Here is a 15,168-nt window from a genome sequence, read left to right as displayed (position 1 = left end):
TATCCTGTCTGGGGTAATTTAGAGTCTAATCAATACTTTACTGTAGTTGGTCTACCATTAAATGAAACCTTTACAGATAGCGTGCGGCTAGCTGCATCGAACGTTGGCTGCGCCTTCTTTCCGTTAACGGTAACTGTAGCAGATACCCTATCAACATTCACCACCCTTAGCGTAATAGTGCGGCTGATGGGCTTGCCGGGGTAGCGCCCGCCGTTGCTGGCAATGGTGATGGTGCGCTTGCCATCGGCCTTAAAGGTGATGAGCTCGTACTGCTTGCGCTCCCAGCTCTTGTTGGTCTTTCCATCGTCATCAAACAAAGTATAGGCTGATGGTTTGGCCGATGGGTAGTAGGTAACCACCAGCTTAGCGGGATTGTACTGCTTGGTGTTCATCAGCCCCGGCGCTGTTGGGATAAACGAACCACCCTTGACGAAGATTGGCATATCGGCAAGCGTTACCTTTTCGGTGATCCATTGGCCTCCGGCAAGCGGCTGCTGCGAATGGTGGTAGCTGTACCACTCACTTCCAGTAGGGAGGTATAACTTGCGCGAAGTGGCTCCGCTATCAAGCACAGGGGCAATGAGAAGAGCATCACCCCATAAATACTGATCTTCGGCCTTGAGCGCATCAACATCCTTAAAGCTGCGGAAGAAGAGCGGCTTTACCAGCGGTTCGGCGTTGGCCATGTGGTCGTAGCCCAAGGTGTAGTTGTAGGGCAGCAAATCGTAGCGCATTTGGATGTACTTGCGGGCAATGCTCTTGTAGGGCTCATCGAACAGGGCCGCCTCGCTAGGGTAGCTGTCGGCATTTGGCAAGTAGTCCTTTAGGGCAGTTCCATGAGGACGTAGAATTGGCGAGAAAGCCGACATCTGCATCCAGCGCACGTAAAGCTCGTTGTCCTGCTTGGCAAAGGTAAATCCACCGGCATCGCTGTGGATGTAGGGGATGTTGCTGATGCTCATGGTAAGCATGATGGGCAGCTGCGCGCGGAATCCCGGCCAGTGACGCCCCACATCGCCGCTCCAAGGGAAGATGATGTAGCGGGCGCTGTTTGCGTATCCTGCACGGTTAAGGTTGAATAGGCGTACATCGGGATACTCTTTCTCAAACTTGGTGTAAAGCATCTTATTCCAGTAATGACCAAAGATGTTGTGCACCTCGTTGGCCGCGTAAAGACGGTTGGAGTAGCCTAAATCCTTTAGGTTGTGGTAAACATCTTCGGGATGGTTCTCGGGTTCGCCCAAATCGCCCCACCAGCCAGAGACGCCAATATCCATCTGTCGCTTATACTTGCTCCAGAACCAGTCCTTGGCATCATTTCGGAACATATCAATAATACCACCCTTGCCAAAGTAGAAATTCTGCAGGGTGTAGGTTTTACCAAGACTATCGGTAGCCAAGTAAGGAACCGACTCGTCGTAGTTGAGCGTACCCTTTACGATGTATGGTTCGGTAATGAGCACCGTGTTGATGCTGTCGGCGGTAAAGTCGGCGATCATTTTCTTGGGGTTGGGCCATGCCTTGCGGTTTACCCACTCGAGGTTGCCCACGTAGTTCTGGATGCTATCGCCAAACCAGAATAGGTCGATGATAATGGCATCCATCGGTATGCGATCGGCCTTCATCTTTGCCTTGATGTCGCGGATTTGCGCCTCGCTGCGGTAGCCAAAGCGGCTCATAAAGTTCCCGAACACCCAACGTGCGGGGATTGGCTGAGTGCCAATCATCGAGGTATAGCGCTTCAGAATCTCCTCGGGATTTTTACCCGGGATGAGGTAGAAGGTTAGCTCGCCGCTCTCGAAGCCCACGCTCATGCGTTTGGCGTCGCCCTTGGCGATGTCGGCAAAGCCTTTCGATGGATTGTCGAAGAAGATGCCGTAGCCGCGGCTCGACATAAAGAAGGGCAGGCTGTAGTTGAGGTTCTCCTCTCCCATCCCGTAAGCGTAGTTGGGACGGTTGTAGAGGTTTAGGCGATGCCCGCGACGGTTCATCGGGATGGCACGCTCGCCGCCTCCAAAGATTTGCTCACCCGGCATCAGCTCGAAGCTGAAGCCGTTGTTCAACCCCTCCTTTAGTGCGGTAAGGCCGCTTAGAAGGGCCGTACTGCCATCGTTAATGGCGAAGGACGAGCCGTTATCGGCAACCATTATGGTGCCAAAACCTTTTTGCCTATCCCCCTTCGAAACTACCGCTACCTTTTGAGGCTTGGTGGTTACGGCATCGGAAATTTGCTGGGTACGGGTGTAGCCGGTTGGCAGATAGGTAGCCTTTACTATTCCGTTACCCATACTCTGGAAGGTCCATTTACCCTCCTGTTTTTGGCAAGTAAGGGCAGTTGCATTAGAAAAGGTTGCTTCACTCAGCTGAGCTACGGCCACCCCGCTAAGGGCAACAAACCCTAAAATGCCCATCAGACGTTTTAGCTGCATATGCGTGTGTTTATCGCTTTAGGTTTATTCTACACTTCTGTTACTCCAATACTGTCGCAAACGTTTGCGAAAAATTGGCTATCAGCAGGTTGAAGTTATGCTTTTATAGGAAAACAGCAAAGTACTTTTTTTGATGGCGAAACAGAGGTAAAAGCAACCGATTTAAACGATCATCATTTCAATTTAAAGGTTAGGAGATAACGAACAAGATTCCGGATACGGCTGCGTATACGCCAACGGATGGGCTAGTACGACCGGCCTTCGCTGATAATTGACTAGCGACTGCTGAAGAGCCGGTAGCGACAGCTGATAATTGACTAGCGACAGCTGAAGAGTGGGCAGCGACAGCTGATAATTGACCAGCGACAGCTGAAGAATCGGTAGCGACAGCTGATAATTGACCAGCAACAGCTGAAGAGTCGGTAGCGACAGCTGATAATTGACCAGCGACAGCTGAAGAGCCGGTAGCGACAGCTGATAATTGACCAGCGACAGCTGAAGAGTCGGTAGCGACAGCTGATAATTGACCAGCGACAGCTGAAGAGTCGGTAGCGACAGCTGATAATTTACCAGCGACAGCAGGAGAATCGCCATCTGCAAAAAAAGAAGGGAATACTTCTCAGCAATCCCTTTCTAAAACGTAAAATTAACACCGAAACGACAGCCCCAACACCCACAACCTTTCAGAAAAGGCGTAAGCCGGCCATCGTTCTTTATTTTGTGATGCGCGATAGTCCGTAACCCAAAAAGCGCTAGGCCCTATGCCTGTAGGCTGTTGGCTACAGATTCCGTCATACCGTTTACCATCGTGTACAAATCCAACAAAAGCAATAAAATGCTTCTGCCGATACTGCATACTTAGCTGCTCTTCTAAATGCTCTTGGTGATTTGAAATGCTACCTGAGGTTGCCCTGCAAGGGAGCTTATGAAAGCGTTGTAGAAATACCATCTACAATAGCCTGTGCTTTAGTAGGAGGCGAATATAGCGATTCTACTCTACCGATAGCCCCCTTTAACAAAAAAACCATGCATTTTCTGTGTCGTGTAGCCTGGTGGCTGGTTAAAACGGGGCTATCCAAAAAGTATCACGGCACACGTATCACGAAATGCAACCAAAGCCTACTGCAACGTGGTTTAACCTGTTGCGATACGCATATCGTGATAGGTGATTCCCCTTTTAAGACAGCCCCAGTAAAAGCTACAGCTCGGTTGCGGAAAATAACGCCTCATCCTACAAGTTCTACCACTCGTCCCCTTTTAATTGATAAGGGGCTGCTACCTATAGATATTTGTACTGTAGTCAAGCGACAATAGCAAGATTCGTCAAGCAGATCGCAAGGACAATAAACAGTAAAACCATAAGGTAACGTAGGTTTGCCGCCAAAATAAACGGATACGACTATGATAAACAAGCTCTTTCTTACAGCATCATTTTTAGCATTTACAGCAGCAGCGCTTGCCCAGGTAACCATTAAGGGGAGGATAACCGACAAGTCGGGCAACCCGCTCATCGGAACAAGCGTGGTAGTTAAGGGCAGCATCGACGGCACCTCGGCCGACACCTCGGGAAGCTACATCCTAAAAACGCGCAGAAAGGGCTTGCAAACCATCGCCGCCTCGTTTATTGGCTACGAGCCCTTCGAGAAAACGATCAGCTTAAGTACTGGCACCATAGAGCTCAACATCGTGCTCAAGGAAAAGGCTACTGCCATACAGGATGTGGTGATTACCGCAGGTGCCTTCGAAGCTGGCGACAAGAAGAAGGGCGTTACCCTAAAGCCGCTTGATATCCTAACAACGGCCAGCGCAACAGGCGATATCTACGGTGCAATTAACACCCTGCCGGGTACGGCCACCATTGCCGACGATGGACGGCTCTTCGTACGCGGTGGCGATGCCTACGAGTCGCTTACCTACATCGACGGGCTGCGCGTAAAGAAGCCCTACTCGTCGACTACCCCCGACCTGCCCTCGCGCGGAAGGTACTCCCCTCAGATGTTTACGGGTACAACCTTTAGCTCTGGCGGATACTCGGCCCAGTACGGACAGGCGCTCTCGTCGGCGCTCATCCTCCAAACCACGGGCATCGCTCCAAAATCGCAATGGGGCTTAGGAATCATGAGCGTTGGCGTAAACGGATCCGAAACATTCGCAAACGAGCGCTCGTCCATTTCCGTTCAGGTAGACTACTACAACCTGAAGCCCTACTTAAGCGCCGTAAAGCAGCAGCACAAATGGAACAAGTACCCCGAAACCTTTGGGACAACCGTGGCTGGCCGCCAAAAAATTGGCAACGATGGGCTGCTTAAGCTGATGGCAACCTTCCAAAGCAGCCACTTCAACCTCGACTATCCCGATTACAACAACCAGGCACGCGCTATGGCCATCGACCTAAAGAATAGCAACCTATACACCAACCTTACCTACTCCGATTCGTGGGGGAAAGGCTGGAGCATCAAAACCGGAGTGGCCCTATCGTTGGATAAGAACAACGTGAAGCCGGGCATGAGCAAGGTAGATGAAACGAATACCTACTTCCAATCTAAGGTTTCGGTGAAGAAGGAGTTCAGCAGCATCTTCAACATAACCGGAGGTGCCGAGCTAGCCCCCAACCGTTTTAGGCAGAGCTACAGCGTAAACAGCAGCACCGTGAGCAATACCAGCTATACCGACAACAACACCGCAGCATTCGTAGAGGGCGAGGCAATGCTCTTCAACAAGCTGGCCGTACGAGGTGGAGTACGGAGCGAGTACTCCGATCTGCTGGGCGACTTTAAACTTGCGCCACGTGCATCGTTGGCATGGCTGCTGGCCCCCTGCTGCCAGATTTCGGTAGCCAGCGGCATCTTCTACCAAACACCCGAAGACCAGCTGCTACGCTTTACCCACGATCTGAAGTTCGAAAAGGCTACGCACTACATCGCCAACTTTCAGGTAACCAAGAACGACAGAATTTTCAGAACCGAAGTTTACTACAAGGAATACGACAACATGGTGCGCTTCGATGGGGTGAAGTTTTACGATCCAACCCTCTACAACAACGGCGGCAACGGGTTTGCCAAGGGCCTCGAAGTATTTTGGCGCGACCAAAAAACCGTACGCAACCTAGACTACTGGGTATCGTACTCCTACATCGACAGCAAGAGGCTCTACCGCGACTTTACCGAAAAGGTTACCCCAACATTTGCGCCAAAGCACAACGTATCGGCAGTTGGCAAATGGTGGATCAGCAAACTAAGCACCCAGCTTGGCGCTACGTTTAGCTACGCAACCGGCCGCCCGTACGACGATCCATCTACACCGCTGTTCATGGATAAGCTCACGAAGGAATACATGGATGTGAGCATCAACGCCAGCTACATCTTTAAGCTCTTCGGGAAGACATCGGTGCTGTACACCCAAATGGGCAACCTGCTCAACCGCGAGAACATCTACGGCTACAACTACTACCGCGATGCAAACGGACAGTACCAAGCCGCTAAGATCACCGCATCGACCAAGCAGTCGTTCTTTTTCGGGGTGTTTCTGAACTTCTAAAGAATAAAGTATCAAGACACAAGTATCAAGACCAAATTCAAGGAAACGTCTTGTGTCCAACATTTAAAGTCTAATATCTAACGTCTTAAAAACAAAAAACAATGAACGCAAAAAGATTTTTCTCAGTGATTATTGCCCTAGTGGCTATGGTTGGAGCTTACGCTCAGGATTACTCGGCCGATGTGGACACCCTAGTTCAAAGAATGAATAAGGATCAGAAAAATGTTAACTACTCGCTGTATGCAAGCCAGTTTAAAAGCTTAGCGCAAACGGAACCGAACCGCTGGGAGGCCAGCTACTATATGGCCTACTGCAAGATAATGCAAGCGTTTAGCCTAAAAGGCGAACAAATTGATGCCCTTTTAGACGAGGTAGACCCCGTACTAGCGCAGCTGCAAAAGGCAAATCCGAACGAATCGGAGATACTAGTGTTGGCAGCAATGTCTAGCCAGGCTCGCATCAGCGTATCGCCAATGAGCCGCGGTATGAAGTACACGCAAATAGCCACCGAACTTCTTGAAAAAGCCATTGCGATGAACCCAGAAAATCCAAGAGCGTACATGCTCAAGGCAATGGGCATAGCTCATACCCCAGCCGTATTTGGAGGCGGGAAAGACAAGGCAAAGCCTCTCTTCGAGCTGGCTAAACAGAAATTCACCTCCTTTAAGGCACCAAGCAGCATCTATCCAACTTGGGGCTACGAAATGAACGAGGGCATGCTGGCGTACTGCAATAAGTAGTCTGGCACCCTAGCAATACCCGCTGGGTTAACCCTAACTCTAGCGGGTATTATCTTAAGAAAACGATAAGCCAAAACCTACTTTTTTGCTACATTCACTCCCTTCAAACTCTTTTAATGATGAATAAGAATTGCCTAATAAAAAATGCGTCCGATTGGGGGGTAATGCTACTTATCAGCGTTGCTATCGGATTTTTTATCACGTTCATATTCGATGGATTTAGCATATTCAACATTAGCTGGTACCGCTTAAGAACTACCACGCTAATCTCCACAATTATCGGCATTTTGATGTGGAAAGGAAACCAAAGCATACAGGTTTTAATAAACCGTAAGTTCCCTTGGGATGTGAATCCGGCCAAAGCGTTTAGATGGAACATATCCATTTCCAGCATCTACAACACTATAGCCGTCTTTATTATCTATACGCTTTTCAGCATCTACTATTCACAAGGAGAATTCGATTTCGGTAAGCAAGCAGAAAATATCATCATAAATTCTACCATAATCTCCTTTATCAGCTTCTTCGTTTGGACGATCATGTTCCTTCGCAAGTTCTTCAAAGGGTTTAAGGAGCAGGTCATAAAAGAGGAGCAGTACAAGCGCGATATCGCCGTTTACCAGTACGAGATGCTGAAGAATCAGGTAAACCCCCACTTCCTCTTCAACAGCCTTAACGTGCTCACCTCGCTGGTGGAGACCGACCCCGATGCTGCAACCAAGTTTATCCGCAAGCTGGCCGAGGTGTACCGCTACGTTTTAGACATCAAGGACAAGGAGCTGGTGCCGCTAAGCGAAGAGCTGAGGCTAGCTGAGGCCTACGTGTACATGCAGAAGAACCGCTTCGGCGATAACCTGATTGTAAACAACAGCGTTAACCCCGACAGCAAGCAAATTGTTCCTCTAGCACTCCAAATGCTTATTGAGAATGCCGTTAAGCACAACGTTGTATCATCCGATAAACCGCTAACCATCGATATATACGAGAATGGAGGCTACCTGGTATGCGAGAACAACCTTCAAAAGAAATCGACCCTCCCCGACTCCAACACCATCGGCCTAAACAACATCAGGGAACGGTACGTATTTCTGACGCACACCCCCATGGAGTTTGGCGAAAAGGACGGCAAGTTTGTGGTTAAGCTACCGTTGGTTTAAATCTGAAGATATTAGACATTAGATTTTAGATATTAGACATGCGAACGCAAAGATTAACCTCCGACGCCTATTCAGTGCTATATCCCCCGCTTGACCGCTGAGCGTAGCCGAAGTGGCGGAGAATATTCTTCGAAATAGCATTAAGCAAAACATGGAAGGACAACCAACATCTAACGTCTAATATCTAAAGTCTAACATCTAATGTCTATCATCTAAAATCTACCCTATGACCTGTATAATTGTTGAAGACGAGCGTCCGGCAGCCGAAAGGCTAAAGAAGATGGTGGAGCAGTACGATCCAACCATCGAGGTTGCAGCCCTAACCGACTCCATATCCTCGACGGTGGCCTACCTCAGCAGCCATCCCCATCCCGATTTTATGCTAATGGACATCCAGCTGGGCGACGGCATCAGCTTCGAGATCCTGGAACAGGTAGCCATAAGCTGCCCCATCATATTCACCACGGCATTCAACGAGTACGCCATTAAGGCCTTCAAGGTAAACAGTATCGACTACCTGCTTAAGCCCATCGACAAGGACGAGCTGGAGGCTGCCCTGAAGAAGCTGAATGGACACCTAGCCAGCAGCATCCCGGCAACGGTGGTTTCGGCAGAGGCCATTGCCCAAGCCATGCGCATGCTTACCGGCACCTACAAGGAGCGCTTTATCACCCGCATTGGCGACAAGCTCCACATGCTCCCGGTTAGCAGCATCGCGGCGTTTACCAGCATGGAGAAGTCGACCTACGCCTATACCCTAGAAGGAAAAATGGTGAGCGTAGACCATACGCTCGACCAGATTGAGAGCCTGGTAGACCCCTCGAAGTTTTTCCGCATCAGCCGTAAGCACATCGTGGCGCTCTCGGGCATCACCGATGTGGTGGTATACTCCTCCTCGCGCTTAAGGCTCAACGTAAAAGGGGTTAAGGACGATGAGGTAATCGTCAGCCGCGAGAAGTGCGGCATGTTTAAGGAGTGGCTCGACCGCTAAATATATAATCTTGGAGAAGACGAGAATGTGAACTGTTGCTTGTAGAAATGTGATAGCAACTATGCAGATATAGAGACTTTATCTTACATAAGATAAATGAAAAGCGGTTGCCCACATTGGACAACCGCTTTTCATTTGGCGGAGAGAAAGGGATTCGAACCCCCGGTACTGCAAGCAGTACACCTGATTTCGAGTCAGGCCCATTCGACCACTCTGGCATCTCTCCGGCGACAAAAGTAGTAAAAAGAGGCTACCCTTGTAACGGATAGCGAAAAAAAATGGGGAACAAATCAAATAATTGTTCTACAGAAAGGATATCGAGCGGCTTAATTGGGTGGTTATTTTATCTTTGTTGCAAATTATCCAAGAAAGGTACCGTTATGTTTTGGGTTGAATTAGCGATTGTTCTTACTGCAATTTTTGTAGGTGCTCGTTTAGGAGGAATAGGTCTTGGTATTATGGGCACAATGGGATTGGCTGTTCTCGTCTTTGGCTTTGGCTTGCAGCCTATGCAAGCACCTATCGATGTCATGCTAATGATCCTTGCTGTTATTACGGCGGCAGGCGCGCTACAAGCGGCCGGTGGGCTCGACTATATGGTGCACCTGGCCGAAAAGATGCTCCGCAAGAATCCTAAACGGATAACCTTCTTTGGGCCTTTGGTTACCTACTTATTTACCTTTGTTGCCGGCACAGGACACGTTTCATATTCGCTGCTTCCGGTGATTGCCGAGGTAGCTGCCGATAGCCGCGTTCGACCAGAGCGTCCGCTGTCGATTGCCGTAATTGCCTCGCAGCAGGCCATAACAGCTAGTCCTATATCTGCCGCTACGGTTGCCCTCCTTGGTATGCTTACGCCCTTTGGATATACGTTACTGGATATTCTTATGGTTGCCGTACCAGCTACACTTATCGGGGTATTTATTGGAGCGCTGGTAGCATCAGGCATGGGTAAGGAGTTGAAGGATGATGAAGAATTTCTAAATAAGTTACGACGGGGGGAATTCTCCTTCTTGGATAAAAAGTCAAAAGAAGCAACAGTAGTCCCTTTAACAGCAAAACTATCTGTATACCTATTTCTTGCAGGAACCGTACTTATTGTACTCTTTGGCTCGATTGATGTCCTTCGTCCTTCGTGGACTGTAAATGGCTTATCAACCAAACTAGGGATGCCAGAGACTATTGAGATTGTGATGCTCACCATGGCGGGATTGATGCTGCTCTTCTGTAAGACTTCGGTTGATAAGACCGTGAAGGGCTCAGTTTTTACGGCAGGGATTCAGGCGGTGATTGCCATATTCGGTATTGCCTGGATGGGCGATACTTTCTTTAAAGGTAATATGGAATTCCTCGAAGGAGGGCTAAAGAGTATGGTTATTGCCTATCCATGGCTGTTCGCTGTGGCGCTTTTTGTTCTATCTATTCTACTATACAGCCAAGCGGCAACCGTAAGAGCGTTGATTCCTTTTGGCTTGGGACTTGGTATTCCTGCAACATCTATCATCGGGATGTTTCCATCGGTAAACGGGTACTTCTTTATCCCCAACTACCCAACCGTTGTGGCCGCCATCAACTTCGACCGAACGGGTACAACCCGCATTGGCCGATGGGTGCTTAACCACAGCTTCATGATCCCCGGACTGGTGGCTACGGTTGTGGCTGTTGCTGTTGGGTTGCTGTTATCGAGCATTATCTTGAAGTAGGGAGTAGTAAGTAGTGAATAGGGAATAGAATCTTTCATCTTTCATCTTGTGTCTACTTTTTGTCCATCTCAATAAATCTTGGTAAACTTGGGTTCAAATACGAAAAACGAATGTCTGATACTAACGAAAAGCACGTCAGCCTGATTACCGCTGCCCTAGGATTGCAGAAGTGGCAGGTGGAGAATACCCTCGCGCTTTTGGCCGAAGGGGCAACCATTCCCTTTATAAGCCGATACCGTAAGGAGCGCACCGGCACCCTCGATGAGGTAGCTATCGGCAGCATTGCCGAGCAAAAGGGCAAGCTCGATGAGGTGGAGAAGCGTCGCGAAACCATCCTTAAGTCGATTGAGGAGCAGGGCAAGCTTACCGATGAACTCAAGAAGAAGATCGAAGGTTCCTACGTCCTGTCGGAGCTCGAAGACCTTTACCTACCATACAAGCAGAAGCGCCGCACGCGTGCCACCATCGCCAAGGAAAAGGGGCTGGAGCCGCTCGCATCAACACTGATAAAGCAATTCCCCGGCGATGTAGAGTCGCTGGCGCTAAAATACATCAACGATAAGGTCGAATCGTCCGACGAGGCCATCGAAGGGGCTAAGGATATCATTGCCGAGTGGGTGAACGAGGATACCCGTGCCCGCAACGCCATGCGCCGCGTGTACGGCCGCGATGCCATCATCTCGTCGAAGGTGGCCAAGGGCAAGGAGGAGGAGGGCGCAAAGTACTCCGACTACTTTGCCTTCTCGGAACCGCTTAAGCGCTGCGCCTCGCACCGCCTGATGGCCATGCGCCGCGGGCAGGAGGAGGGCATCCTTAAGATCAGCATTGGACCGGATGATGATGTGGCCATTGCCGATCTGGAACGAATATTTGTGGTAAACCGCACCCCCGCTGCCGAAATCGTGCGCGATGCGGTTGCCGACAGCTACAAAAGGCTCCTAGGGCCATCCATCGAAACCGAATTTATGGGCATCTCGAAGGAGAAGGCCGACGAGGAGGCCATCCGCGTATTTGCCGAGAACCTTCGTCAGTTGCTGCTCTCGTCGCCGCTTGGGCAGAAGAGCGTGCTGGCGCTCGATCCAGGTTTTAGAACGGGCTGCAAGCTGGTTTGCCTCGATAGGCAGGGCAACCTGGTTCACAACGAAACCATCTACCCGCATCAACCCCAAAACGAGACCGTGGCTGCCATGAAGAAGGTGGAGACGCTCGTTGAGATGTACAAGATAGAGGCCATCGCCATTGGTAACGGCACCGCCAGCCGCGAAACGGAGGCTTTCGTGAAGCGCATCCGCTTCCCCCGCGATATTCAGGTGTTTGTGGTGAGCGAGGATGGGGCATCCATCTACTCGGCATCGCCCGTTGCCCGCGAGGAGTTCCCTGAGTACGATGTTACCGTACGTGGTGCTGTATCTATAGGTCGTCGCCTGATGGATCCGCTGGCCGAACTGGTAAAGATCGATCCTAAGTCTATCGGCGTTGGGCAGTACCAGCACGATGTAGACCAGACCAAGCTCAAGAACGGGCTAGATATGGTGGTGGAGAGCTGCGTGAACAGCGTGGGCGTAAACGTGAATACTGCCAGCAAGCACCTGCTTACCTACGTGTCGGGGCTTGGACCTAAGCTGGCGCAAGGTATCGTGGACTACCGCACCGAGAATGGCCCATTCGCCAGTCGTGCCGAGCTAAAGAAGGTGCCCAAGCTGGGGCCAAAGGCGTTCGAGCAGTGCGCCGGCTTTCTCCGCATCGACAACGCCAAGAATCCTCTTGATAACTCGGCCGTACACCCCGAGGCCTACTACGTGGTGGAGAAGATCGCCAAGGATTTGGGCTGCAAGGTAAAGGACCTGCTCGAAAACGAGCAGCTGCGCAAGTCTATCCAGCTAAGCAAGTACGTCGACGATAAGGTGGGGCTTCCAACCCTAAACGACATCATGCAGGAGCTCGCCAAGCCGGGGCGCGACCCACGCTCGGCCGCCAAGGTGTTCGAGTTTGCTCCCGACATCCACACCATCGACGACCTCCGCGAGGGGATGGTGCTGCCGGGCATCGTAACCAACATCACCAACTTCGGTGCGTTTGTCGATGTGGGCGTAAAGCAGGATGGCCTGGTACACATCTCGCAGCTGGCCGACCGCTACGTTTCCAATCCGCTCGATGTGGTTAAGCTGCATCAGCACGTAAAGGTAAAGGTGGTAGAGGTGGATAAGACTCGCAAGCGCATCCAGCTCTCGATGAAGGGGCTGTAATAGATACAAGATTTTAGACGTTAGATATTAGATATAAAAAGGGGATGGTATAACAACCATCCCCTTTTTCTTTTGTTCAAGTGTTTCGATGAATGAACATACCCTAAACCCGCGATGTTTACTAGCAAACTAAAACATCAGGTTATGGAAAAGAAAATCTTTGTGAACCTTCCTGTAAAGAGCTTGGAAGCCTCGATAGCGTTTTTCACCAGCCTTGGATTCTCCTTTAATCCTAAGTTCACCGACGAGAATGCCACATGCATGATTGTCAGTGAGAATATTTTCGTGATGCTGCTTGTTGAAAAATTCTACAAGGGCTTTACGGTTAAGGAGGTTTGCAATACGGCAACGCACTCGGAGGTGATTCTCTCAATCCAGCTAAGCAGCAAGCAGGAGGTGGATGAGTTCATGGCAAAGGTACTGAGCGCAGGTGGCATTGAGCCCCGCGAACCTCAGGTGTACGACTTTATGTACGGCCGCAGCTTTCAGGATGGTGACGGACACCTGTGGGAGGTATTCTTTATGGATGAGAGTGCAATGCCGCAGTAAAGAGGGACGACAGGGAAGGTTCCGGTTTCCTTTACATTCTAAGCTTACTCCACACCGTAATCTTCCTATCGCTTTTTAAGCGAAGGAATAATGAAGGGCACTCGCCTTTTATACTCCAAGTATTCCTCTCCAAATCGTTCGGTGAGTTCCCGTTCCTCCCACTTGGCCACAAGGTAGAAGTGGATCATAAACAGGATGGTCAGAAAAAGGACAACGGTGAGCTGAAGGACGAAGAACCAGCCCCAAAGCATCAGGGTGTTCCCTAGGTACACCGGATTGCGTACGTGCGCGTAAATGCCGGTTGTTACCAGCTTGCTTTCCGATTTTGGCTTGTAGACATCCTTTCCGGAAGCCCGCCGAATGGTTAGCGTTTTGATGGCGCTACCCAAAACGCAGAATCCAACCAGCAAAAGAATGGAGCCAATGGCTATACTCCAATAATCGGGTAAGCGTATATGACCCGGAAGGTGTAGGAAGTGGGTTATGCCGATTGAGATCAGCAGATAGGTGGTAAAGAAAATCAAAATCAGCAGCCAGATAGGCGGTATTTTTCTTTTCCTGCTCGTCTCCATAAGGCATCCTCCCTATTCTAAATAACGTTTACCCCATTACCTCATCGGCCCAGGCCACCATCGTATCGAGTACGCGGTCGCGGACATCCTTTCGCGATAGCGTCAGGTCGTGCATGCCATCGGGCACCTCGTGGAAGGTGATGTTACGGCCCAGCAGCCTGCCGTAGCGCTTCATGTGCTCGATGTTGAGCACCACGTCGGCCCGCTGGATGTCATCCGACCAGCTTTTGGGGACGAACGATCGGGCGGAGTGCATCAGCAGGATGGGGCATTTGATGCCCAACCCTTTTTTCACCTCCTTATGCCCATCGCGAATGGCCAAGATCCATCGGTAGTACGATGGAAATCCCTCGATGGGCTTCCAGGCAAGGTCGAAATCCCACTCGCCCTTGTGGCTGCTATGAACGCTTTGCGCGTAGAGGGGCGAGAGCACCCCGCAGATGTTGGCGTACGGGAATGGTCGGCAAATCGTCGAAACCACCAGCGTTGCCAAGCGGGTGCTGCGGCTAACGTTGAACTCGAGGAACGGGCTGTTGAGCAAAAGGGCGCTAACCTTGTCGGCATACTTTCCATTCGAGGCGTAGAGCGAGGTGATAAGCCCGCCGGTGGAGTGGCCCATCAGCAGCAGCTTCGTATTGCCATCCTCGCATATCCTCTCGATGGCCTGGTCGATCTCCTCGAAGTATTCGCGAATGTTCCTACAGTAGTTCGGGTGCTGATGCGGCAGCAGCGAGCGCCCGTACTTGCGGAGCTCTAGCGCGTAGAAGCTGTAGCCCGCATCGGCAAACCGATCTGCGAGGTGATCCTGAAAAAAGTAGTCGATGAAGCCGTGGACGTACAGCACGGCGCTTTTAGAGGGCTGGCTGGCCCTTTTCGATATGATGGTTGCCACTACCCTACCCTCGTAGTCGGGCGTTAGCTCTAGCGGTTGAATTGAGTAGCTCATTGGGGTTGAATTTCAACCTGAAGTTGGGCATTTGATCTGATATTTACCAGTATTTTTTGGAAATTTATAAGGGAGCTCGCTTTCGCCCTTTTTAGGGCATGTTTTTTGGCATTTGCGGCTATTTTACAGCAAAAAGGCTAATATATTTAGCATTTTCGGCTATTTTACGGTACGGAAGCCAACGAATTTGGCATTTCAACCTCTTCACAGCTGCGGAGGCCAACGAATTTGGCATTTCAACCTCTTCACAGCTGCGGAGGCCAACGAATTTGGCATTTCAGCCTCTTTACAGCTGCGG

Annotated in this window: 11 protein-coding genes and 1 tRNA gene; 7 read left to right on the top strand and 5 right to left on the bottom strand. The window is 50.4% G+C overall.

What is annotated here, in order from left to right; translation table 11 throughout:
• Positions 1 to 29: 29 nt before the first annotated feature.
• Positions 30 to 2,429 (bottom strand): TIM-barrel domain-containing protein, encoded by a 2,400-nt coding sequence (locus tag CLV25_RS04440; protein ID WP_131838434.1) that lies wholly within the window; start codon positions 2,427 to 2,429, stop codon positions 30 to 32.
• A gap of 183 nt (positions 2,430 to 2,612) precedes the next feature.
• A complete protein-coding gene (locus CLV25_RS15900; RefSeq protein ID WP_165876978.1) occupies positions 2,613 to 3,023 on the bottom strand; it encodes a hypothetical protein in 411 nt (136 codons plus the stop codon).
• Between the two features lie 807 nt (positions 3,024 to 3,830).
• Between CLV25_RS15900 and CLV25_RS04430 the strand changes: the two genes are divergently transcribed.
• The 4 genes from CLV25_RS04430 (at position 3,831) to CLV25_RS04415 (ending at position 8,854) form a co-directional block, all read left to right on the top strand.
• Positions 3,831 to 5,966, top strand: a complete 2,136-nt coding sequence (locus tag CLV25_RS04430) for a TonB-dependent receptor (protein WP_131838433.1) — start codon at positions 3,831 to 3,833, stop codon at positions 5,964 to 5,966.
• Positions 5,967 to 6,067: 101 nt separating this feature from the next.
• A complete protein-coding gene (locus tag CLV25_RS04425) occupies positions 6,068 to 6,706 on the top strand; it encodes a hypothetical protein (protein ID WP_131838432.1) in 639 nt (212 codons plus the stop codon).
• A 119-nt stretch (positions 6,707 to 6,825) separates the two neighbouring features.
• Positions 6,826 to 7,863: a sensor histidine kinase gene (locus CLV25_RS04420; protein WP_207895586.1), complete on the top strand. Its 1,038-nt coding sequence runs from the start codon at positions 6,826 to 6,828 to the stop codon at positions 7,861 to 7,863.
• Positions 7,864 to 8,089: 226 nt separating this feature from the next.
• The gene (locus CLV25_RS04415; protein ID WP_131838430.1) at positions 8,090 to 8,854 is read left to right on the top strand and encodes a LytR/AlgR family response regulator transcription factor; all 765 of its coding nucleotides are present in this window, start codon (positions 8,090 to 8,092) and stop codon (positions 8,852 to 8,854) included.
• A 136-nt stretch (positions 8,855 to 8,990) separates the two neighbouring features.
• Here the strand turns inward: CLV25_RS04415 and CLV25_RS04410 are convergent.
• Positions 8,991 to 9,080, bottom strand: a tRNA-Ser gene (locus tag CLV25_RS04410).
• Between the two features lie 154 nt (positions 9,081 to 9,234).
• On the opposite strand from CLV25_RS04410, the gene CLV25_RS04405 reads away from it, so the two are divergent.
• The 3 genes from CLV25_RS04405 to CLV25_RS04395 all read left to right on the top strand — a co-directional run bounded on the left by CLV25_RS04405 (position 9,235) and on the right by CLV25_RS04395 (position 13,352).
• Positions 9,235 to 10,557 carry an anaerobic C4-dicarboxylate transporter family protein gene (locus tag CLV25_RS04405; protein ID WP_131838429.1) on the top strand — a complete coding sequence of 441 codons (1,323 nt, stop codon included), beginning with the start codon at positions 9,235 to 9,237 and terminating at the stop codon, positions 10,555 to 10,557.
• Positions 10,558 to 10,667: 110 nt separating this feature from the next.
• Positions 10,668 to 12,803, top strand: a complete 2,136-nt coding sequence (locus CLV25_RS04400; protein WP_131838428.1) for a Tex family protein — start codon at positions 10,668 to 10,670, stop codon at positions 12,801 to 12,803.
• Positions 12,804 to 12,947: 144 nt separating this feature from the next.
• Positions 12,948 to 13,352, top strand: coding sequence for a VOC family protein (locus tag CLV25_RS04395; protein WP_131838427.1), 405 nt, complete (start codon positions 12,948 to 12,950; stop codon positions 13,350 to 13,352).
• Positions 13,353 to 13,417: 65 nt separating this feature from the next.
• On the opposite strand, the gene CLV25_RS04390 is transcribed toward CLV25_RS04395, so the two are convergent.
• Both CLV25_RS04390 and CLV25_RS04385 read right to left on the bottom strand, forming a co-directional pair.
• A complete protein-coding gene (locus tag CLV25_RS04390; protein ID WP_131838426.1) occupies positions 13,418 to 13,924 on the bottom strand; it encodes a methyltransferase family protein in 507 nt (168 codons plus the stop codon).
• Positions 13,925 to 13,952: 28 nt separating this feature from the next.
• The gene (locus CLV25_RS04385) at positions 13,953 to 14,870 is read right to left on the bottom strand and encodes an alpha/beta hydrolase (protein ID WP_131838425.1); all 918 of its coding nucleotides are present in this window, start codon (positions 14,868 to 14,870) and stop codon (positions 13,953 to 13,955) included.
• Positions 14,871 to 15,168 lie beyond the last annotated feature (298 nt).

It is taken from the genome of Acetobacteroides hydrogenigenes (genome assembly GCF_004340205.1).
GTDB classification, from domain to species: Bacteria; Bacteroidota; Bacteroidia; order Bacteroidales; family ZOR0009; genus Acetobacteroides; species Acetobacteroides hydrogenigenes.
Note: the sequence above shows the minus strand (reverse complement) of the source record. Positions and strands in the feature narration are given on the sequence as shown.

Excerpts from the sequence above, each read along its gene's own strand:
- CLV25_RS04390 (WP_131838426.1), bottom strand. The coding sequence starts at position 13,924 with ATGGAGACGAGCAGGAAAAGAAAAATACCGCCTATCTGGCTGCTGATT.
- CLV25_RS04385 (WP_131838425.1), bottom strand. The coding sequence starts at position 14,870 with ATGAGCTACTCAATTCAACCGCTAGAGCTAACGCCCGACTACGAGGGT.
- CLV25_RS15900 (WP_165876978.1), bottom strand. The coding sequence starts at position 3,023 with ATGGCGATTCTCCTGCTGTCGCTGGTAAATTATCAGCTGTCGCTACCG.
- CLV25_RS04440 (WP_131838434.1), bottom strand. The coding sequence starts at position 2,429 with ATGCAGCTAAAACGTCTGATGGGCATTTTAGGGTTTGTTGCCCTTAGC.
- CLV25_RS04430 (WP_131838433.1), top strand. The coding sequence starts at position 3,831 with ATGATAAACAAGCTCTTTCTTACAGCATCATTTTTAGCATTTACAGCA.
- CLV25_RS04415 (WP_131838430.1), top strand. The coding sequence starts at position 8,090 with ATGACCTGTATAATTGTTGAAGACGAGCGTCCGGCAGCCGAAAGGCTA.
- CLV25_RS04425 (WP_131838432.1), top strand. The coding sequence starts at position 6,068 with ATGAACGCAAAAAGATTTTTCTCAGTGATTATTGCCCTAGTGGCTATG.
- CLV25_RS04420 (WP_207895586.1), top strand. The coding sequence starts at position 6,826 with ATGAATAAGAATTGCCTAATAAAAAATGCGTCCGATTGGGGGGTAATG.
- CLV25_RS04400 (WP_131838428.1), top strand. The coding sequence starts at position 10,668 with ATGTCTGATACTAACGAAAAGCACGTCAGCCTGATTACCGCTGCCCTA.
- CLV25_RS04395 (WP_131838427.1), top strand. The coding sequence starts at position 12,948 with ATGGAAAAGAAAATCTTTGTGAACCTTCCTGTAAAGAGCTTGGAAGCC.
- CLV25_RS04405 (WP_131838429.1), top strand. The coding sequence starts at position 9,235 with ATGTTTTGGGTTGAATTAGCGATTGTTCTTACTGCAATTTTTGTAGGT.